Here is a 19,707-nt window from a genome sequence, read left to right as displayed (position 1 = left end):
TTTCTGCTTTTGGACAACTGAAGATCGCTTGTTTGCAGCTTGAATCAAGCGCTATGAGGGGTTGTTTTTAATGGTTTGAAGCGCTTGTTTTTAGAACTACTTAACGAAGATTTTTGAGCTATGTTTAATTTCGACTTGGAAATTTGGATGCTTCATTCGCTCCGATTGATTGCCGAGATGCAATTTCGTGTTTTGTACAGGCTTTGTGCTTGTCTGGTTTACAGGCTGTCGCGCTTCGGTGTTCTTTCTACTTGAAGATGTTTTCGCCTGATAGGTTGTTTCGCGTGCCACTACTTTCCTCGCAAAATGTGGACGCACATTTTATATTCCTACAAAGGCCAAAAGAGAACTTCTTGTTTCGGATTTTTTGTCCTTCACATTCTTCTTTCGTTCGTCGTCGGTCGAAGTTTTCCTATTTGCGCTCACGATGAAAAAGGTTTACGCTCACGATAAAAAGGGCTTATTCTCGTGATAAAAAAGGTTTGTTCTCGTGATGAAAAAGGTTTGTCGTGGGCATGCATTCGTTTAAAGTCGATTGTTGTGTGTTTGTAAGTCAAAGGTTTGGTGGGTGAAAAGGCAATTTCCGATGTACATTTTGGTTACTCTTTGTTGCGTTTCGATTTGCGGATGTTTTTGAAAGACCAACCCTAAGGGGTTGTTCAAAGGAATGTTGCATGAAACAGGGTTAAAGCGCTCGACGCTTTAACCCTGCTCTGCCAAAAGACTAACCCCGATGGGGTTATTTGCGGCCTAATTTGTGAAAAATAAGGCTGTTTATGCCGGCAATCGGGAGGGTAAAAAATGAGACAAGATTAAACACTCGCTATAGGCGTGGATGCGATACGTTCAACTTGTCTCTTTGAAAAAAAGATAATTCAGCCTTCGCTGTAGTCTTGATGGGCGATGGCTATTTTCGGCTCTGCTTACGATATTGCAAGGGCGAGAGGCCCGTTTCCTTCTTAAACTGCGTGCTCATGTAAGTCTGAGAAGTGTAGCCTAAAGCGTATGCAATGTCGGCAATGGAGTCTTCCGTCGTGCGAAGCAATTGGCGGGCGCGGTGCATGCGCACTTTTATGGCGTATTTACCCAGCGGGAGGCCTTCGGTTGAGGAGAAGATGTCGCTGATGTAGTGATAGTCGTAGTGGAGCGTGTCGATGATGTAGTCGGAAAAGTTCTTGCGGATGGGTGGATTGGCATAGACGTAGTCGATTGTAGCCAGTTTGATCGCTTCGATCAGTTGCGGTCGTTTGTCAAAGACAAGTTCGAAACCGAGTTCTTTGAGTCCTCTGTCCAAAGCTTGCATTTGTTTGCTGGTCGGCACGTCGTAGAGATCTATGCGCCCGAGATCGACTTTCATAGCTTCGATTCCGATGCGCTCCAGCAGCTGCTCCACAATCATTATGCAGCGCTGGCAAACCATTCCTTTGATGAAGATTACCATTAGTCTTGACGTCGATAAACGTTAGTTTCACGTAGTTTGAATCCTTGCCCGGTGTAGAGTTTGTTAGCCGCTTCGCGGACGGGGCGGGATGTGAGGTTGAGCGATTTTGCGCCGAGCCGCTTGGATTCTTCGTAGACTTCGGCCACGAGGAGTTTGGCGTACCCCTTGCCACGGCAGGCGTCGTCGACCACAACATCTTCCAACCAGCATTTTTTGCCCGTTGGCATCAGCGTAAAACATAGGGTGCACATGCCGCAGATGCGGTCTTGCTCATCGCGTATGGTGTAAAGGCGTGTGGCTTCGGTCTGTAACAGCAGGCGAAGGGCGTCTTCCGTCATCGGTGTGGCGTGGCTGGTGAGTTGGGGTAGGAGGTGGTTGACCGCGGCTAAGAGCTCGGGGGTAAATTCTCTTTCTGAGGTAATTCGTGTCTTGTTCATATCCTTTTAAGCATTTCTGTTGCGGTTGCGTGGGTCACAGGGTGGCGCCAATCGGGTAAGATTTCAGTTAAGGGTTCTAAGACAAAGCGGCGCTCGGCCAAGTGGGGGTGGGGCAGCGTGAGGTCTTGCGTGCGGCAAATGGTGTCGCCCAGCGCGAGGAGGTCGATGTCGATGGGACGATCGTGGTAGATGCCGTTGCTGCTTTTTGTCTTGCGGCCCAGGCGTTGCTCTATGTTCTGCGTGCAACCTAAGATGCTCGGCGCAGACAGCGTCGTCTCGAAAAGGGCTACGGCATTGAGAAACGCGTGGGGCGATTGGAAGCCCTCAGGTTTTGTCTCATAAAAGGAAGAACACCTTACGATGGAGCCTACTTCTGCCGTTAATGCAGCCAAAGCTGCTCGGAGCGTGTTTGCGCGCGAACCGACGTTGGCGCCTAAAGCGATTAGTAGCTGCATACTTAGATGATGAGCATCGCATCGCCGTAGGGGCCGAACATATATTCGCCCTTGATGGCTTCTTTGTAAGCTCCCATAACCTGATCGTAGCCTCCGAAAGCTGAAGCGAGCATAAGGAGTGTCGAATAAGGGAACTGGAAGTTGACGAGCATCGCATCTGCTACGGAGAATTCATAAGGCGGGAAGATGAATTTGTTGGTCCAGCCTTCAAATTCCTTGATATGGCCGTCGGGACCTACGCACACCTCTAAAGCACGCATAACCGTGGAGCCCACAGCTAAGATCTTGCGATTGGCATCTTGGGCGGAGTTGACGTGCCGGCAGCATTTGGCGTCGACAAACATTTGCTCGCTTTCCATTTTGTGCTTCGTCAGATCTTCTACGTCAGTCGTTCGGTAGTTTCCTAAGCCACAATGGAGCGTCAAATACGCGGCATCGATGCCTTTAAGCTCCATCTTCTTCATCATAACTTTGGAGAAGTGAAGCCCGGCCCCGGGGGCGGTGACGGCACCTTCGTTGCGGGCGAAAATAGTTTGGAAACGCTCTAAATCTTCCGGTTCCGTCGGGCGGTTGATCTCGCGGGGGATGGGCGCTTCTCCGAGGGCGTAGAGCGAACGCTTGAATTCTTCGTGGTCGCCGTCGTACAAGAAACGCAGGGTGCGACCGCGGCTCGTGGTGTTGTCGATGACCTCGGCGACGATTGAGTTGTCCTCGCCGAAATAAAGTTTGTTGCCGATACGAATCTTGCGCGCCGGATCGACGAGCACATCCCAAAGGCGCAACTCTTGATTCAACTCGCGCAGGAGAAAGACTTCGATGCGTGCACCTGTTTTCTCTTTGTTGCCGTAAAGGCGAGCGGGGAAGACTTTCGTATCATTGAAGACGAAAAGGTCTTTCTCGTCGAAGTAGTCCAAGAGTTCGTCGAACTTTCGGTGTTCTATCTTGCCCGTAGTCTTGTCGAGCACCATCATTCTACAATCATCGCGCAAGGGCGATGGATATTTGGCAATCTTTTCGGCGGGTAGTTTGAAATTGAATTGAGAAAGTTTCATACAGCAATAATATAATGTGCGTTTTGGATTGAGTTTCGTCCGGCGGTGTTGCGGCTTCTCTTGTTGGCGTTTGAATTTCGCTTGCCGGCGCCTTGATGCCGCGGCGGCGGGGCTCAGTCTTTTTTGATGTGCTTTTTAATTTGCGGGCCGTTGGCAAACTCTGCGGGAATTTCAATCGTCTGCGCGGCGAGCCATTCTTCAAATGCTTCGAGCGTGAAGCAATTTTCGACGCTGATGTCGCCAACTCGTGTGCGCCGGAGCGACGTCATATGCGCCCCGCTTTGCAATGCTTCGCCGATGTCGCGGACCAGCGATCGAATGTAAGTACCTTTTCCGCAGACGATATGAAGTCGTGCGTAATCGGGCAGACGCAGTTCGAGGATATCAATCTTTTCAATGCGAATGGGCTTGGCTGCGAGTTGCACGTCCCTACCTTTGCGGGCCAAATCATAGGCGCGGTCGCCATTAACCTTGCAGGCAGAAAAAACAGGCGGCACTTGCAGGATATCGCCCTCAAACTTTCTGACGGCTTCCTCAAAGCTTTCTGCCGTGATATGTGCCGTTGAGAAGGTTTTATCTACGGGATGTTCAAGATCGAAGCTGGGCGTCGTCTCGCCGAGTTTTAATTCCGCGATATATTCCTTTGTATTCTTTTGCAGCGACTCTATTTGTTTCGTCGCCTGCCCCGTACAAAGAATCAAGACGCCCGTAGCCAAAGGATCGAGCGTACCGGCGTGGCCCACGCGTATCTTTCTTCCGTCCATCTTTTGTGTGAGTAAGCGACGCACACGTCCCACGACGCCGAACGACGTCATCTTATAAGGCTTATCAAAGGCCAAAATGCGGCCGGAAAGGAAGTCCATTTCAGCCTGCCATATTAAGTTCGACCCCGCAAGCCATCAGTAGCAGAATTACGCTGCCGGCTACGATGCGGTACCACCCGAACGCCTTGAAACCATACTTGCTCACGTAAGCGATGAAGAAGCGTATGGCCAACAGCGCCACGACAAACGCCACGCCGCTCCCCAGCAAGAGCAGCCAGAGATGGTCGCCGCTCAGCAGCATCCCGCTATCGTGCTTCAAAAGCTTATACGTTTCAAGCAATGTAGCGCCCGCCATTGTCGGCACGGCGAGAAAGAACGAATATTCTGCGGCCGATTTTCGCGTCAGTCGCTGTTGCATACCGCCAACTATAGTTGCCATCGAGCGCGATACGCCCGGAATCATCGCCAAGCATTGAAAGAGACCGATGAGGAACGCATTTTTATATGACGGCTCTTTTTTCCATCCATTGCCAAACAGCTTATCGGCAAAGAGCATAAAGATACCGCCGACGATGAGCATCACGGCCACGAGCCGAACGCTTCCCAAGTTCTCTTCAATCAGATCGTTAAACGCCAAACCAAAGACTACCGCCGGCAAGACGCCGACAATCAGCCGCAAGTAAAAGCGCCAGATCGCCTGCCACCAAGTATAGCCTTTCGTGCGTATACTTTCAGGGTAGAAAAAGCGTCGCCAATAGAGCAGAATCACGGAAAGAATGGCGCCAAACTGGATAATCACCGTAAAGGCCTTAACAAAGGGCGTGCTCTGCATACCCATCGCTCCTTCCGTTATGATCATGTGGCCCGTCGACGAAACAGGCAAAAATTCAGTCAAGCCCTCGACGATAGCTATCACGAGCGCCTGCCACCAGGTCATATCTAACATATATAAAGTCTGTGGTTATTCTTTTGTTATCGTTTTTTCATCGCTTTTGGGCCGATGAATGATGCCAAAAATAATGGTAATATAGCCCAAAAAGCAAACAGCGGGCGCCACTTTGATGCGCATAGCGCTGAAAATGTTTGGATCAAAATGCGTCTCCGTCGAGCCTTTGCCATACATAAGTATCATGCCGAGGATCACGATCGCCATACCGACAGTCAGGACGATGAAATTTGTGCGTCCGAAGGCAAATACGTGTTTCTCCGTAGCCGGTTTCTTATCTGTTGTCATTATATAATGTGTAGAATGATTGCGTAATACGTTTGTTTATTTCAAAAGCAGTTCGTCCGTGCTCATTCTCAAGAAGCGATTCACGCTAAAGAAAGTGCAGACCATTGTAACCAAAAGGCCGCAGACGAAGATTGTGCCCAGCGTGAGTGCGATTACCTCTACTGTAACCAGCGAACTCAAATAAAGATTCATATCAATGAGCACGTACATTCCCGCGCCGAGCAGTGCGCTTGCCAAGATGGCAGCCGTCAGTCCGATGCAGAAAGCCTGCCATAAGAAGGGGCGGCGGATGAAGCTCCATTTAGCCCCCACGAGCTTAAGCGAATGAATGTAGAGACGCTTAGCGTAGACGCTCATACGCACCGTATTGTTGATCAAAGCAAAGGATACGAGCGTCAAGAGCAAGGCTACGATCAGCAAGACCAAGCTTACGATGGGAATAACGGCGTTGAGCGAGTCCATCGTCTCTTGCGGATAAATGACGTTCTTCACAAACGGCTTGTTTTTGATCATAGGCAGATAGCGCTCCAAGCTATCTCGCTGCGCGTAGTCGGCTTTCAGAAAAAGCTCAAACTCGGCCGAAACGGGGCTGACCCCGCCAAATTCGTCCTCCGTCGTTCCCAGCGCTTCGTTCATATTGGCTGCGCCCTGCTCCTTTGAGATATAATTCGTGCGAAGCGTGTACGGCTGACGCTTCAAGTCTTCTTGCAAGAGATAGAGGTCGTGTTGCGGAATGTTATCTTCCAGAAGTACCTCCACGGCGAAGTTTTCGCGTAAGTTCTTGCTAAAGTTGCTCGCCACGGTAACGAAGAACACGTCCGCCCCAAGCAAGATAAGTACAAGCGTCGTACTGATCACCGAGATAAAAGCGCCGAATCGGCCGCCCACACGTTTTTTCTTTCGAGCCATAAGGGTACAATAAATCTAAAATCGCACAAAAATACAACATTTGGAGGTGGACGGCAAATTTTGTCGTACAAATTTCCACCCCACAGGCGTTATTCTCATGACGCTGAAGGCGCAGTCTCACCCCTGCCGCGCCCGCTGATTGTCGGTTAAGTTTTTCTTCTTCTGTTCTATATTCCTCTTTCTAATGCTGTTATACTGTTTTTCTGTGGACTAATTTTGGCGTTGGCTCCGCGTGTGCGGCCTCCGGATCAGTACCTCTCCCGCGCGTTTTTGTTCGCTTATTGTGGCGATCAACGTAGCGCCCTTTGCGGCGTCTGAAAGGCAAATGCACAAACGGCCGACAGACTAAGCATCAAGCGCAGCAGACGACGCGTCCACTAAGCTTTATCGGCGTTTGCCTTACTCCCCTTTGTAACCGCGCAAAGCAATAGATAAAGCTATAAAACATAAGTTATTAAGACTGCAGTATGCCCGATAATTCGTTTGCGATCACGAGCGCACACCTTTTTTCTCGTGAGCGTAAGTACTTTTTATCACGAGCGCACACCTTTTTTCTCACGATAAAAAACGTCGGCGCCCATAGCTTCGCTGTTCAGAAAGCAGGCCTTCGCGCGGCGCGGCAAACTTTCGCCGTCGGCTTATGGGCGCTACGGTTTTCCCTACCTTGTGCGCAGGTCGGGTGAGTTGGGCATTGTGAGAACTGACGACCCCTTCCACTTCGCGGCGCAGACCTTCCGCCGGCAAAAAAGCGCCCGAAACCGAGGCTTCGAGCGCTATGGGGAGATGCGTTGGCGAGGGCGGCCTTTATCGGCCGATCCAAGCCTCTGGATTAAGTGGAGACGTTTCGCGTCGCAATTGGAAATGGAGCGTGCAATTGCCCGTGCCGTCGCCCGCAACGCTACCCAGCGTCTGGCGCGTTCCGACTTGCTGGCCGCGATGTACGCTGACGCTCGACAGATTACAGTAGACGCTCATATAAGAACCGTGGCGAACGATGACGTTATACAATCCGTTCATATTGAAAACGGCCGTTACTTCGCCGCTATATACGGCCCGCGCTTGCGCGCCCGGACGCCCGGTGAGGTTAATGCCCTTGTTGCTGAGTTGCACGCCGCGCAAGCCGGCCACATTGTAAGTGCCGTAGTGCGCCGTGATGGCATAAGAGCCCGTAATCGGGACGGGCAGACGTCCGCGGTTGGCTGCGAAGCCACCGCTCAAGGCGTTGTCGGCCGCTGATTCAGCTCTGAAGACTGGTGCGGCAGGCGTCCGCGCTGCGTTGCGCGCTTCGGCTGCTGCCTGCTGCTGTTGTCTGGCCGCCGCTTGCTGCTGCCGGCGGGCCGCTTCTTGCGCCCGTCGAGCTTCGGCCTTGGCTGCTGCGGTGCGGGCCTGCGCTGCTTTTTGCTTCGCCGCCCGTTCGGCTGCGGCCGCCTTTTGTGCGGCTATTTTAGCCAGACGCGCTTTCTCGGCTGCTGCGCGCTGGCGTGCGGCTTTCTCTGCTGCGGCCTTACGCGCTGCGGCTTCCTGCGCCCGGCGCTTGGCTTCGGCGGCCTTGCGTGCGGCTTCCGCCTTTCGCCGCGCCTCGGCTTTGGCTATTTCTGCGCGGATCAGTTGGTCGATGCGAGCGTTTAAGTTGGCATATTTGCGCTGTTGCTGCGCGATAGTGGCTTGTAGTTGGCGCTGCTTCTTATTCAGGTCGTCGACAACCTGCTTCTGCTTCACGTGTTTCTCGTTGAGCTGACGCTGTTGTTGTTGCCCCTCGACGAGGAGTTTGTCCTTAGTGGCCTTTACGCCCAATATCTCGTTTTTCTTTTGCTGTACCGCGGCTTCCTTTTCTTTGATGATCTTCGCCTGCATTTGCTGATAGCGCGTATATTCCGAGACATAGCGGAGGCGGCGACTCATCTCGCGAAAATCTTTTGCCTTCAAGACGAACAGCCATTTGTTGAGCGACATCCGGTGGTTGAAGAAGTAGATCACGCCGTGTTCGTAGCGCTTTTTGCAGAGGGCTAAGTCGGCCTCCAAAGCTTGCAGTTGGCGCTCCAAGACGGAGAGATTGTTGCTCAAAACAAGCACTTCGCTCTGAATACCATCGACATACTTTTTCTGCTCCCCGATCTGGTTATTGAGTACGGCGAGGTTGTTGAGCTGCGACTTGACATCGCGCTTTGTCGTCGTGAGTAACTTCTGCGAAGCTGATAGCTCCTTCTGCAAGGCTGCTTTCTGGTTTTGCAGGCGCTTGATCTGCTTCGTCTGTGCAGAGGCGAGGCTGAATCCTAAACAGGTGAGGATGAGTAAAATAAGCGTTCGTTTCATACGGGAGTTGATTAGCGCCGGTCGCCGATGGGAGTCGGTCGCCTTATATATTATTGTGCCATTCCGGCTAACTTATCCAGCAAGCTTGTAGCTTTGATCTGCGTATATTTTGTGGAGACGGTTGTGCGCGTAGGCCAGCCGCTGTCGTTGTTGAGGCGCGAGAGAGCGAGCGTAAAGCCTGCCTTTTTGCCCATTCCGTTGATGCTGACTTCCATCAAAGCGGGGAAAGGTTTGCCGCTAAGCGTCGTAAAATTGTCGTATTTCCAAACAAATTGCCCTTGATCTGCGGTAGACTTGCCGTCGACCGTGACGCGGTCGAGCAGGGCTGAACTCGTGCGTGTGAGAAATTGGTAGTTGAGCTTCGGTGCATCCGTCAGGAGGAGCGAAGTGTGGTCTCCGCTCGCCGCCAAGCGAAAGCGGTTGAGCTGCGAGCGTACATCGCGGCTTCCGGGGGTGAAGATTTCGTTCCAAAAGAGTGATTGCAGGGTGTAGAAATCTAAATCCGCTTGCCGGAGGAAGTCGACTTCGCCATAGGAGGCGCGACTGTATTGCTTATGGATGCGATCTACGACGAGGACATCTTTAGGTGTGAACTCCAAACGGCCAACTTCAAAGCCGAGGAAGGTGAGGGAGAGTTGGATAACGTCGTCCCGCTTCATTTTGAGTGAGCCGCCGCAGGAGATTTGCTTGCCGTCGGCGTCTACATCCATATTGATCTTAGCCGTAACGCATTGGGCGGTCTGTGCTTTGGCGACTACGGCTGCTTTATATTGCTGCTCCTGCGATTGATGTGCGGCGCCGGCAGATGGCTTTTGGGTATTCTGCAACGTGCGGCAACTCGTCAGGAAGGCGAGGGAGATCAAGGTGGTGAGGAGGAAGTATTTCATATGTTTCGTTTTGTGATGTGTGTTTGTAAAAATGCGCGCCGCGGATACAATATTAAATGCGCCGACGACGGATGCGCTGCTTGATCTGCTTCTGTTGCGCCTTGGTCTTGGCAAATTTCGCTGCTTTGCGCCAGGTTTCAAGGGCTGCGCGCTTCTGCTTCAGGCGGAAATGGATGTCGCCTGCGTGCAACAAAAGCGTATAATCGAGATCCTTTTCGGGCGTGCGGCGCAAGGCTTCTTCGATGTAGATGAGGGCCTGCTCATATTGCTTGTCGCACAAGAGCGCATAGGCGTAAGTGTCTAAATATGTGGCGTTGTCGGCTTCTGCATCAACCGTTCGCTTGCTCATGGCCACAGCTTCGGGAATGCGTTCGCCCGCTTGGCAGAGGAAATATGCGTAGTTGTTGAGGCAGGGATAGTTTTCGGGGTTGGCTTCGATAGCCTTTTGGTAGGCGGAAAAAGCTCCCGCTTTGTCGCCGGCCTGATGTAGTAGGTCGCCAAGTGCGCCATAAATCTCGGTAACCTCATCGGAGTTGGAATAAATCGTGATCTGCTTTACGCCATCCTGTAAGATGCGGATCGCCGCCGCGTCGTCGCCCTTCTGAGAAAGCGTCACGCCTAAAAAATAATAGAAGGATAGGTGCCCGGGATTGTACGCTAAGCCTTCGCGACACAGATGAATGATCTGCTCAAGATTGACTTCGCGGATCGCAATGTTGAGCAATTGCAGGCGCGCTCGGAGGTAGTCGGGCTCAATCTCTAAGATCTTCTTGTAGATAGGCACTCTGGTGGCTTCAGGAAGCCGCAGCGTCTCCATATAAGCGGCACAGAGTTCGGCCATACTGCGATCTGCTTGCGGATGTTGCAAGGCTTGGTGAAAGAGGGTAAGCACTTGTAGGCTGTCGCCCTCATTGCGTCTGTCAAAAGCGTATCCCCGCATCGCTTCAGCCTTGACATCGGACGCCGCCATTGAGTCTAAAACGATTTGCTTTACGTAATCTTTGTAAAGAGAGTCTTGTTTCGTCCGATTGTAATAAGCCAGCATCGAAATGCGCGCAAAGGCGTTTTGCGGCTCTGACGTTAAAACGTCTCGGTAAACGCGTAGGGCTTGATCGGGATGGTTATTTTGCAAGAACATATCACCGAGTAGGACGCGATACTTCAGTTCGTTGGGATAATTGGCGCATAAGTCTTCGAGCGCTTTGTACGCTCGTCCGTCATCTTTAAGTTCTATGTAGCTTTGGAACTTAGCTAAAGCGTATTCTTCCTTTAATCCGTCGATGGTGATCAGTCTGTTGATCGTCCGGATGGCGCTCTGCGCGTCTCCGGCCACACGGTAGAGATCTGCCAGCGAGGAAAGCACGTCCGTAGTCGGTTTTTTCGCGGCCAAAATCTCAAGTTCCTCAATGGCTTCCTTGTATTTCTCGTTGCGGGCTAAAATGTCGACGCGCACTTCGCGGTAATTCAGGTTGCCGGGGTCCAACTTTATGGCGCGTCGTAAAAGCGAATCGATTTCTGCGCTTGTGATCGAATCTGCCGAGCCTAATGTCGCGTATTTTGCAATTGCTAAATCGGCCAGCGCTTCCGGTCCGTCGGGATTTATTTCCAAAGCTGCTTCGAGCAAAGCTATTTGTGCATCGTAATTGCCCTTGAGTTTTTGGCACTCGCTTTCGAGGAAGCGTTCGTTATAATGAAACCGCTCCTCCCAAGTCAAGTTGCGTGTAGGGGGTGTCGGGACAGCGTCGGCCTGCGGCGCGTTGACGCGCCGCGAGGATGCACACCCCGCCGCCAAAGTGGCTACCAGCGTGAATACGAACAAGGAAAAAAGGACCGGAATCTGCTTCATACGCCAATTTTAATGGCCTGTGTGCCCGAAACCTCCCGCTCCGCGTTCCGTTTCATCAAGACTTTCCACAGGACGCCAAACGATTTGCTCGTGACGCGCCACGATTAACTGCGCTATACGGTCGCCGCCGTTGACGACGAAAGCCTCCTGCGACAAGTTTATCAAGATTACGCCGATTTCTCCCCGATAATCCGCGTCGATGGTACCGGGCGCGTTGAGTACGGTCACGCCTTTCTTCAGCGCCAGTCCGGATCGCGGCCTTACCTGCGCTTCAAAGCCCGCCGGCAGCGCGATAAACAGTCCCGTAGGGATGAGTTTGCGCTCCATCGGTTGCAATGTCAGCGGCGCAGATAGGTTGGCGCGTAAATCGAGTCCGGCGCTCAGCGGCGTTTCGTAGGCCGGGAGCTCATAAGGTGACTTATTGATGATCTTTATCTCCATATTTTTGTACAAAGAAACGAGAGCGGCAGCGCGCCGTTCTCTTGTTTTACCTTGCATTGAGGCTTCAAAATTACATAATTTCCAATGATTTTCTCCTCCTTACCTCCTAAAAAAGAGCAATGCGCCACATTTCTTCCTCCGAGTTGCCGCTTTTGAGCCTTTGGTGCAAACGAATGCAGCCCTCAGGTCGCACTTTCGGATTGAAAGTAACAGAAAGCCGGCCGGCGTCTCTTGATTTCCGACAAGAAAGTGCAAACTTGCAGGAAAATGGACGCGAAATGCATACCTTTTGTTTATCTTTGCGCGGATTTTTCACGCGTTTCGCCGGCCGCACGTACAATATATATAATGTATAGTTCGCCGGTTCGGATCAGCAAATCCGACTTACTAAACGACAACTATCGGCTGCGGGCGAGGCGAGAGAGATCTTTTCGAAGCAGAATGAAGAAAGAAGAGCAGCAAAGCGCGATCGGTGCGCGACAATATACATTTACTTTACCCAACGGCTTGCGCATCGTTTGCGAGGAGCGAACGGCCGATGTGCTCTATTGTGGTTACATCGTCAAAGCCGGAACGCGTCACGAGGAAGATGCCGATTCCGGCTTGGCCCACTTTCTGGAGCACCTCTCGTTCAAGGGTACAGCCCGCCGGCGCTCTTGGCAGATCACCAACGGCTTGGAGCGCGTAGGTGGCGACTTGAATGCCTTCACCAATAAGCAAGAAACAGCTTTTACGGCTATTGTTTTGCGCGAAGATTTCACCCGCGCGGCCGACCTGCTGACTGACATCGTCTTCCGCAGTGCCTATCCGCAGAAAGAGATGGACCGCGAAGTGGAAGTGGTGTGCGACGAAATCGACAGTTACCGCGATCAGCCGGGCGACTTGATCTTTGATGAGTTTGAGGCCATGCTCTTTCGCGGCCACGGACTCGGGCGCGACATTCTGGGCAGCAAGGAGCGCTTGCACGCCTATCGCACGGCGGATGCCTTGCGCCACGCTCGCCGCTGGTATGTGCCGCAAAATGCCGTCTTTTACGTCTATGGGCAGATTGATTTCAAACGCGTGGTCCGCACGCTCGAGCGCTTGACCGCCGATCTCCCATCAGTGGCAGCGCCCGTTGTGGATCAGACTTTGCCCGCTTATGTTCCGGAGGTGCGAAAGCTTAAAATGCAGACGCATCAAGCCCATGTGCTGATCGGTGCGCGCGCTTTAGCCGGCGGAGATCCGCGGCGCCATGCGCTCAGTCTCTTAACCAACATCCTCGGTGGCCCGGGTATGAATGCCCGCCTCAATGTCAGGCTGCGCGAGAAGGCCGGTTTGGTCTACTCCGTCGACGCTACGTATTACGCATATCCTGATACGGGCGTTTGGCAGGTTTATTTTGGTTGCGATGAAGCCGATGTTAGTCGCTGCCGTCGCCTTGTGGTGAGCGAACTGCGCAGAATGGCCGAACATCCGCTTTCGCCGACTCAATTAGCTGCCGCTAAGAAGCAATATTGTGGGCAGACGGGCATCGCATGTAGCAATGCGGAGAGTTATGCGCTGGCCCTCGGCAAAGCTTTTGCCCATTATGAGCGCGTGTATAGCATACGGCGAAAATTGGAGCACGTGCGCGACGTCACGGCTGATGAACTTTGCAGTTTGGCGAGCGAACTTCTGAATGAGGATCGCTTGACTACGCTGATTTACAACTAAACAAGAGGTCAATAAATGACGAAAAATCACCCCTTGGCGCGCTTTTTGCATTGCCCTTGTTGCGGTTCGCCGCAGTTTGAGGTGCACGACGAGCGCGCAAAGCGCTGCGCCGATTGCGGATTTACCTATTACGCCAACGCAGCTTGTGCTACGGCGGCGATTATCCTCAACGAACGCGAGGAGTTGCTCGCCGTGAGGCGTGCCTTGCCCCCGGCGGCGGGCACTTTGGACTTGCCGGGCGGCTTCGTTAATCCGGGAGAAACGGCCGAAGCGGGCATTCAGCGCGAAGTAAGAGAGGAGACGAGCGGAGAATGCTTGAAAGTCGACTATCTCTTTTCGTTGCCCAATATGTATGAGTTCTCTAATTTTATCGTACATACGACGGATTTCTTCTTTCGTTGCACCTTGCGCGATGTGGCGCGCCTTTCGCCTGCCGACGATGCGGCCGAACTCCTCTGGGTGCCTGTTTGCGCAGTGTGTCCGGCCGATTTTGGCCTGCCCTCCATAAGGGAAGGCGTGAATAAATGGTTGAAAATGTATCACTCTAATCAATAAACAAATAAAGATGGAAGTAACTTTGCAAGGAACGCCTGTAGCATTGACAGGCGAAATGCCCGAAGTGGGCGCAGAAGCACCGAAGTTTTGCGGTGTACGTGGCGATTTGACTAAATTAAAGCTGCCTGAATTGCGCGGCAAACGCGTAGTTTTGAATATTTTTCCCAGCCTTGATACAGAGGTGTGTGCGGCCTCTGTCCGCCATTTCAATAAGGTTGCATCCGAGTTGGAAAATACAGTAGTACTGTGCGTGAGCAAGGACCTTCCTTTTGCGCAGACGCGTTTTTGTACGACTGAAGGTTTGACAAATGTGATTCCCGTGAGCGTATTTCACTGCCATCACTTCCCGGAGCGCTATGGGCTTGAAATAGCTGAAGGTCCGCTCAAAGGACTATTGGCGCGCGCTGTCATTGTGATCGATGAAGAGGGCAAAATCATTTACGAGCAACTTGTTCCGGAAATAACTGAGGAGCCCAACTACGACGCTGCTTTAGCGGCATTAAAGTAAGTAGGCCGTAAGTTTTCAGATGCGAGCATTCCTTTTCCAAAGGAGTGCTCGCATCTTTCGTTTTTACCCAATTGAAGCGGGCCACCGGCCATCTAACGCTTTTAGTTGCATCCCTCCCCTTTGTTTCTGTTGCGCGGCAAAGGCCTTGCATTGCCCCGATCGTCCGCTTTCTGAGCTACATAGCCCTGCTTTGCGCGAATCACTTCCCGATTATGCCCTTTGCGCTCACGATGAAAAAGGCTTACGCTCACGAGAAAAAAGGTTTGCGCTCGTGATAAAAAGTACTTACGCTCGTGATGAGAAAGGTTGTTAGTTGGATTAAGAGGCTTCAAACTGCGTTGCAAACCATTGTAAATCAGTTTGCCGGATATAAAAATGTAAGGCTTTATGCACACTTTTTATAGGGTCGCCTTGCCGGCGCTTGACTGTCGTATGGAATATTTCGCGCGAATCGATATGAAACGAATCGAAGGTGGCTGTCGCTTGCTATGAAGTCGTTCTGTTCCAAAAAGAAAGTTTCCCGAAACCTACTGATTGGTTCGGGAAACCTTATCTTTTTTCGCCTAAAAATAGCGCTTAAAAAGCCATAGAGCTACTGCCGCTTTGCGGGTAAGACCGGAATGTCGAGCGAAGCGCCTTTTACGCCCGCTGCCGTGGCTTTTAGGCGTAGCGTGCCCGCCTTTTCTCCGGCCCGAACAATAGCTGTACACATACCGCTGAAGAGGTGCATTTGCGGGCGTTGGAAGCTGTCTAAGCAAGTGGGGTCGCCGTTGGCAGCAGCCTCAAATCGGCCGGCGCCGCTTACGCTGAATTTTACTTCGCGCCCGTCCTGCGGACAGAGGTTGCCATCTTTGTCGACCAAACTCACCGTGACGTAACTCAGCGCGTCGCCGTCGGCTACGAGTGAGGGCTCGTAGTGGGCCTTTAATACTAAGTGGTCAGGTTTCCCTGCCGTGCGGACGCTCGCCTCGGCATACTTGTGGCCCGCTTTGTCGTAAGCCACGACGCGTAGTTCGCCCGGCTCGTACACAACGTTGTTCCACATCAGTCGGTAGCGGTGCATCGTCGTGCTGTCGTTCTTCATTCTGCGCCCCAGGCTCTTCCCGTTTAAGAAGAGTTCGGCGCCGGGTGCATCGGTATATACAAATACCGGCGTGATTTGGCCTTCGCGCTCCGGCCAAGTCCAATGGGGCAGGATGTGCAGCGTCTTTTCGCCTTCCTTCCACTGACTGCGGTAGAGGTAGTAGCGATCTTTGGGCAGCGAGGCCAGATCTATGATGCCGAAGAGACTGCTGTGGTTGGGCCAAGCGTCAGTATCGTAAGGCGTAGGCTCACCTAAGTAGTCGAAACCCGTCCATACGAATTGCCCTAAAGTCCACGGGTGATCGTCGGCCAAAGCAAAGTCTTCGTCGGGCGTGTTGGACCAGTTGCAGACCTCTACATCATACGACGAACTCTGATGATCCTTGGCTACGACGTCGGCCTTGCGCTCGACCGGCCAATGGTAGACGCCGCGCGAACTGACGGTAGAGGCTGTTTCCGTGCCCAGCAATAAGCATTGCGGGAGGCGCTCGTAGGCTTCCACATAGCGGTGGGCGCGGTAGTTGAAGCCCGGGATGTCAAGCAAAGCTGCGAACCCGTTGTTGAGGACAGGGTCGATCTGATCCATACCGCAGGTGACGGGCCGCGTGGGGTCCTCTTCGTGACATATATCCTGCAAATATTTTGCAACCTTGTAGCCCACGGGCGAATGTTGTGAAGGCACTTCGTTGCCAATGCTCCACATAATGACGCTGGGATTGTTGCGATAATGACGCAACATATTTCGCATATCTTTAGCGCTCCATTCGGCAAAATAGCGATGGTAGCCGTTGAGACATTTTGCTACGTCCCACTCATCAAACGGCTCGATCATCATCATCAAACCCAATGAATCGCAAAGCGCAACGAGTTCGGGCGCAGGCATATTGTGGGACGTGCGAACGGCATCGCAGCCCATATCTTTCAGCATAAGCAGTTGGTGGCGCAACGCTGACTTGTTGACCGCCGCACCCAATGGGCCGAGGTCGTGATGGTTGCAGACGCCCTTAAACTTCCGGCGTTTGCCGTTGAGGAAGAAGCCTTCGTCGGCAACGAATGCTATGCTGCGAACGCCGAAGCGCGTCTCGTAAGTATCTTCCAATCGGCCGCCGGCGCTGTAGATTTTCGTCACCGCACGATAGAGTGAAGGATTTTCGGGCGACCAGAGTTGCGGTTGGTGAATCAGGAAATGCTGCGTGAAGGCTTCGCCCTCTCGCACACGGCGCGTGTTGCTCTTGGCTGCTACGATTTGCCCCGCTGCGTTGATGATGTCCGTGCAGAGCGTTAACTCCCGATCGCCGGCGCCTGCGATCGTCGTGTGCAGTTCGACAGAGGCTAAAGTGTCGCTGACCTGCGGCGTCAAGATTTGCGTCCCCCAAACAGGGACGTGTATCTTGTTCGTATGAATGAGGTGCACATTCCGATAAAGACCTGCACCGCAATACCATCGACTGCTTTGCGGTCGATTTTCAAGCCTTACAACCAGTCGGTTTCCCCTTTCATTGCCGCGCAGATAGGGCGTAGCGTCGCAATAAAAAGAATTGTAGCCGTAGGGCCAAAAGCAGATTTCTTCGCCGTTCAAATAGACGCGCGCCTCACTCATAGCTCCGTCAAAAACTAAGGTCGTCGTGCCCGCGGTATCGGCGTCAAAGGTCGTTCGATACCAGCCCACGCCTTCGTAGGGCAAGCCGCCTGTTCTGCCGGTCTTTTCCGAGGCCGTCGTTTCGTTGTTCTGCGTCACCTGCACGCGTTGCAAATCGTTGTCGCGACTAAACGGGCCGGTGATGGCCCAATCGTGGGGCACCCTCACGGGGCGCCAGCCGGTTTCGGAATTGACTGCCTCCGACGCACCTTGGCTAAAGTGCCAATCGCGTAAAAGGCGCTCCGTGCGCTGCGCAAAACTTACCGCACACACCGCGGCGAATGCCATCAATACTAAAAGTCTTTTCATTTCGTGTTGCATAATCAAATACGTCAAACCAATTGCCGGGCGCGCCGATTGCGATCTGTGCCCTCGAATATCTGCAAAAGTAGACTTTTCTGGCTTATTTCTCTGCTTATCCTCCGTTAAAACCTGCCGCTGATAGAGTTTCTCGTAAAGCGGCTTCAATTTTTGCGGACTGAAAAGCAGGCGAGAGGCAATAATTGGCGTTGACTGCTGCCGCTCCTACACATTATATATATAGGGCATCTTGATTCGAGGGAGTGGCGGCGCTGTTTTTGGCGGCAGGAATGGCTTGGTTGCAGCGTTCGGGCGCAACTTGGGGAATATCTTTTCCATTTCTGCTCGCTGCGGGCGGATTTTGAGTCGGCACATACCTATCTTTGGGAGTCGGCAACAGATTTTGCGTCTTAGAAACCTCTGCTTGCGCACTTTTTTTGCCCCTTTTTTATCTCAATTTTCGGCTGTTTTCCTTGTGTTCTGCCATTTCCGCATGTCAAACCTTGCCATCTCCGAAATTATTTTCGTTTTTGCGTAAAAAAGTTTGTTGTGTGTTTGGTTGTAATGGGATTTTGTTCTACTTTTGCACTCGCTTTCCAGCGCCGAGGCGTTAGGTTTAGCATCAAGAAAGCGATCTTTGAAAGAATTCCATAGACTTTTATGCAGAAGAAGCAGAAAGAGTTTCAATCCGAGGATGCTTCGGCGTTTTACGGATTGTTATTCGGTAAGCAGTATGTTTTCTTGTAAAAGAGAAGTACAAGAATCGTCAAATTCCTTTTTTACATTCAACTCGTTGAATCAGAAAAAGAAAAAATGAGATATACAATGTAGAGTTTGATCCTGGCTCAGGATGAACGCTGGCTACAGGCTTAACACATGCAAGTCGTGGGGCAGCGGATGCTTAGCTTGCTAAGTATGCCGGCGACCGGCGCACGGGTGAGTAACGCGTACCGAACCTGCCCATCACACAGGGATAGGCTTGCGAAAGCAAGATTAATACTGATGGTCTCAGTTGTATGCATGTATGATTGAGTAAAGCCTTCGGGCGGTGATGGATGGCGGTGCGTCCCATTAGGACGTTGGCGGGGTAACGGCCCACCAATCCTTCGATGGGTAGGGGTTCTGAGAGGAAGGTCCCCCACATTGGAACTGAGATACGGTCCAAACTCCTACGGGAGGCAGCAGTGAGGAATATTGGTCAATGGGCGAGAGCCTGAACCAGCCAAGTAGCGTGCGGGATGAAGGCCCTTGTGGTCGTAAACCGCTTTTATCAGTGAATAAAGTGCACCACGTGTGGTGTCATTGCAGGTAGCTGAAGAAAAAGGACCGGCTAATTCCGTGCCAGCAGCCGCGGTAATACGGAAGGTCCGGGCGTTATCCGGAATTATTGGGTTTAAAGGGAGCGCAGGCGGGAGTATAAGTCAGCTGTTAAATATCAGAGCCCAACTCTGTTATGCAGTTGAAACTATATTTCTTGAGTACGCACAGGGATGGCGGAATTCAGGGTGTAGCGGTGAAATGCTTAGATATCCTGAAGAACTCCGATCGCGAAGGCAGCCATCCGGAGCGTAACTGACGCTGAGGCTCGAAGGTGCGGGTATCGAACAGGATTAGATACCCTGGTAGTCCGCACGGTAAACGATGAATACTCGCAGTTCGGCCGTTTAGGTCGAGTTGTCCAGCGAAAGCGTTAAGTATTCCACCTGGGGAGTACGCCGGCAACGGTGAAACTCAAAGGAATTGACGGGGGCCCGCACAAGCGGAGGAACATGTGGTTTAATTCGATGATACGCGAGGAACCTTACCCGGGCTTGAACCAAGAGTGCGGAGTGCAGAGATGCGCTTTTTCTTCGGACACTTTTGGAGGTGCTGCATGGTTGTCGTCAGCTCGTGCCGTGAGGTGTCGGCTTAAGTGCCATAACGAGCGCAACCCTTTTCTACGTTTGCCATCGGGTAATGCCGGGAACTCCGTGGATACTGCCGCCGCAAGGCGGAGGAAGGTGGGGATGACGTCAAATCAGCACGGCCCTTACGTCCGGGGCTACACACGTGTTACAATGGTCGGAGCAGCAGGAAGCTACCTGGCGACAGGATGCTGATCCCAAAACCCGGCCTCAGTTCGGACTGGAGTCTGCAACCCGACTCCAC

Annotated in this window: 16 protein-coding genes and 1 rRNA gene (1 of these 17 only partly in view); 4 read left to right on the top strand and 13 right to left on the bottom strand. The window is 52.3% G+C overall.

What is annotated here, in order from left to right:
• Positions 1 to 907: 907 nt before the first annotated feature.
• The 12 genes from GCWU000325_RS05565 to dut all read right to left on the bottom strand — a co-directional run bounded on the left by GCWU000325_RS05565 (position 908) and on the right by dut (position 11,779).
• Positions 908 to 1,441, bottom strand: coding sequence for a helix-turn-helix domain-containing protein (locus GCWU000325_RS05565; protein ID WP_006255251.1), 534 nt, complete (start codon positions 1,439 to 1,441; stop codon positions 908 to 910).
• Complete coding sequence (locus tag GCWU000325_RS05560) at positions 1,441 to 1,878, bottom strand: GNAT family N-acetyltransferase (protein ID WP_006255250.1); 438 nt, start codon at positions 1,876 to 1,878, stop codon at positions 1,441 to 1,443. The genes GCWU000325_RS05565 and GCWU000325_RS05560 overlap by 1 nt, the downstream gene beginning before the upstream one ends.
• On the bottom strand, positions 1,875 to 2,333 hold the full coding sequence (folK, locus tag GCWU000325_RS05555) for a 2-amino-4-hydroxy-6-hydroxymethyldihydropteridine diphosphokinase (protein ID WP_006255249.1): 459 nt from the start codon (positions 2,331 to 2,333) through the stop codon (positions 1,875 to 1,877). The genes GCWU000325_RS05560 and folK overlap by 4 nt, the downstream gene beginning before the upstream one ends.
• A gap of 2 nt (positions 2,334 to 2,335) precedes the next feature.
• Complete coding sequence (gene queA / locus GCWU000325_RS05550; RefSeq protein ID WP_006255248.1) at positions 2,336 to 3,385, bottom strand: tRNA preQ1(34) S-adenosylmethionine ribosyltransferase-isomerase QueA; 1,050 nt, start codon at positions 3,383 to 3,385, stop codon at positions 2,336 to 2,338.
• A 113-nt stretch (positions 3,386 to 3,498) separates the two neighbouring features.
• On the bottom strand, positions 3,499 to 4,248 hold the full coding sequence (truB, locus tag GCWU000325_RS05545; RefSeq protein WP_006255247.1) for a tRNA pseudouridine(55) synthase TruB: 750 nt from the start codon (positions 4,246 to 4,248) through the stop codon (positions 3,499 to 3,501).
• Between the two features lies 1 nt (position 4,249).
• The gene (locus GCWU000325_RS05540; RefSeq protein WP_040599374.1) at positions 4,250 to 5,086 is read right to left on the bottom strand and encodes an undecaprenyl-diphosphate phosphatase; all 837 of its coding nucleotides are present in this window, start codon (positions 5,084 to 5,086) and stop codon (positions 4,250 to 4,252) included.
• A 24-nt stretch (positions 5,087 to 5,110) separates the two neighbouring features.
• Positions 5,111 to 5,383 carry a DUF3098 domain-containing protein gene (locus tag GCWU000325_RS05535; protein WP_006255245.1) on the bottom strand — a complete coding sequence of 91 codons (273 nt, stop codon included), beginning with the start codon at positions 5,381 to 5,383 and terminating at the stop codon, positions 5,111 to 5,113.
• A 36-nt stretch (positions 5,384 to 5,419) separates the two neighbouring features.
• Complete coding sequence (locus tag GCWU000325_RS05530; protein WP_006255244.1) at positions 5,420 to 6,292, bottom strand: cell division protein FtsX; 873 nt, start codon at positions 6,290 to 6,292, stop codon at positions 5,420 to 5,422.
• Positions 6,293 to 7,096: 804 nt separating this feature from the next.
• Positions 7,097 to 8,605, bottom strand: a complete 1,509-nt coding sequence (locus GCWU000325_RS05525; protein ID WP_006255241.1) for a murein hydrolase activator EnvC family protein — start codon at positions 8,603 to 8,605, stop codon at positions 7,097 to 7,099.
• A gap of 50 nt (positions 8,606 to 8,655) precedes the next feature.
• Positions 8,656 to 9,492, bottom strand: coding sequence for a DUF4292 domain-containing protein (locus tag GCWU000325_RS05520; protein WP_006255240.1), 837 nt, complete (start codon positions 9,490 to 9,492; stop codon positions 8,656 to 8,658).
• 52 nt (positions 9,493 to 9,544) lie between these two features.
• Positions 9,545 to 11,338, bottom strand: coding sequence for a tetratricopeptide repeat protein (locus GCWU000325_RS05515; RefSeq protein WP_006255239.1), 1,794 nt, complete (start codon positions 11,336 to 11,338; stop codon positions 9,545 to 9,547).
• Positions 11,339 to 11,347: 9 nt separating this feature from the next.
• The gene (gene dut / locus GCWU000325_RS05510; protein ID WP_040599373.1) at positions 11,348 to 11,779 is read right to left on the bottom strand and encodes a dUTP diphosphatase; all 432 of its coding nucleotides are present in this window, start codon (positions 11,777 to 11,779) and stop codon (positions 11,348 to 11,350) included.
• A gap of 441 nt (positions 11,780 to 12,220) precedes the next feature.
• Here dut and GCWU000325_RS05500 point away from each other — a divergent pair, with 441 nt between their 5' ends.
• The 3 genes from GCWU000325_RS05500 to tpx are packed head-to-tail and all read left to right on the top strand — an operon-like array spanning position 12,221 to position 14,537.
• On the top strand, positions 12,221 to 13,474 hold the full coding sequence (locus GCWU000325_RS05500) for a M16 family metallopeptidase (RefSeq protein ID WP_006255236.1): 1,254 nt from the start codon (positions 12,221 to 12,223) through the stop codon (positions 13,472 to 13,474).
• Positions 13,475 to 13,489: 15 nt separating this feature from the next.
• Positions 13,490 to 14,029, top strand: coding sequence for an NUDIX domain-containing protein (locus tag GCWU000325_RS05495; RefSeq protein ID WP_040598969.1), 540 nt, complete (start codon positions 13,490 to 13,492; stop codon positions 14,027 to 14,029).
• Positions 14,030 to 14,039: 10 nt separating this feature from the next.
• A complete protein-coding gene (gene tpx / locus GCWU000325_RS05490) occupies positions 14,040 to 14,537 on the top strand; it encodes a thiol peroxidase (RefSeq protein WP_006255234.1) in 498 nt (165 codons plus the stop codon).
• Between the two features lie 592 nt (positions 14,538 to 15,129).
• Here the strand turns inward: tpx and GCWU000325_RS05480 are convergent.
• Positions 15,130 to 17,580 (bottom strand): glycoside hydrolase family 2 TIM barrel-domain containing protein, encoded by a 2,451-nt coding sequence (locus GCWU000325_RS05480; protein WP_040599371.1) that lies wholly within the window; start codon positions 17,578 to 17,580, stop codon positions 15,130 to 15,132.
• 801 nt (positions 17,581 to 18,381) lie between these two features.
• Here GCWU000325_RS05480 and GCWU000325_RS05475 point away from each other — a divergent pair.
• Positions 18,382 to 19,707 (top strand): 16S ribosomal RNA (locus GCWU000325_RS05475) (it continues 204 nt past the right edge of the window).

The sequence above is a fragment of the Alloprevotella tannerae ATCC 51259 genome, from assembly GCF_000159995.1.
GTDB lineage: Bacteria > Bacteroidota > Bacteroidia > Bacteroidales > Bacteroidaceae > Alloprevotella > Alloprevotella tannerae.
The sequence above is the reverse complement of the archived record's forward strand: the minus strand, read 5'-3'. Positions and strand labels throughout refer to the sequence as shown.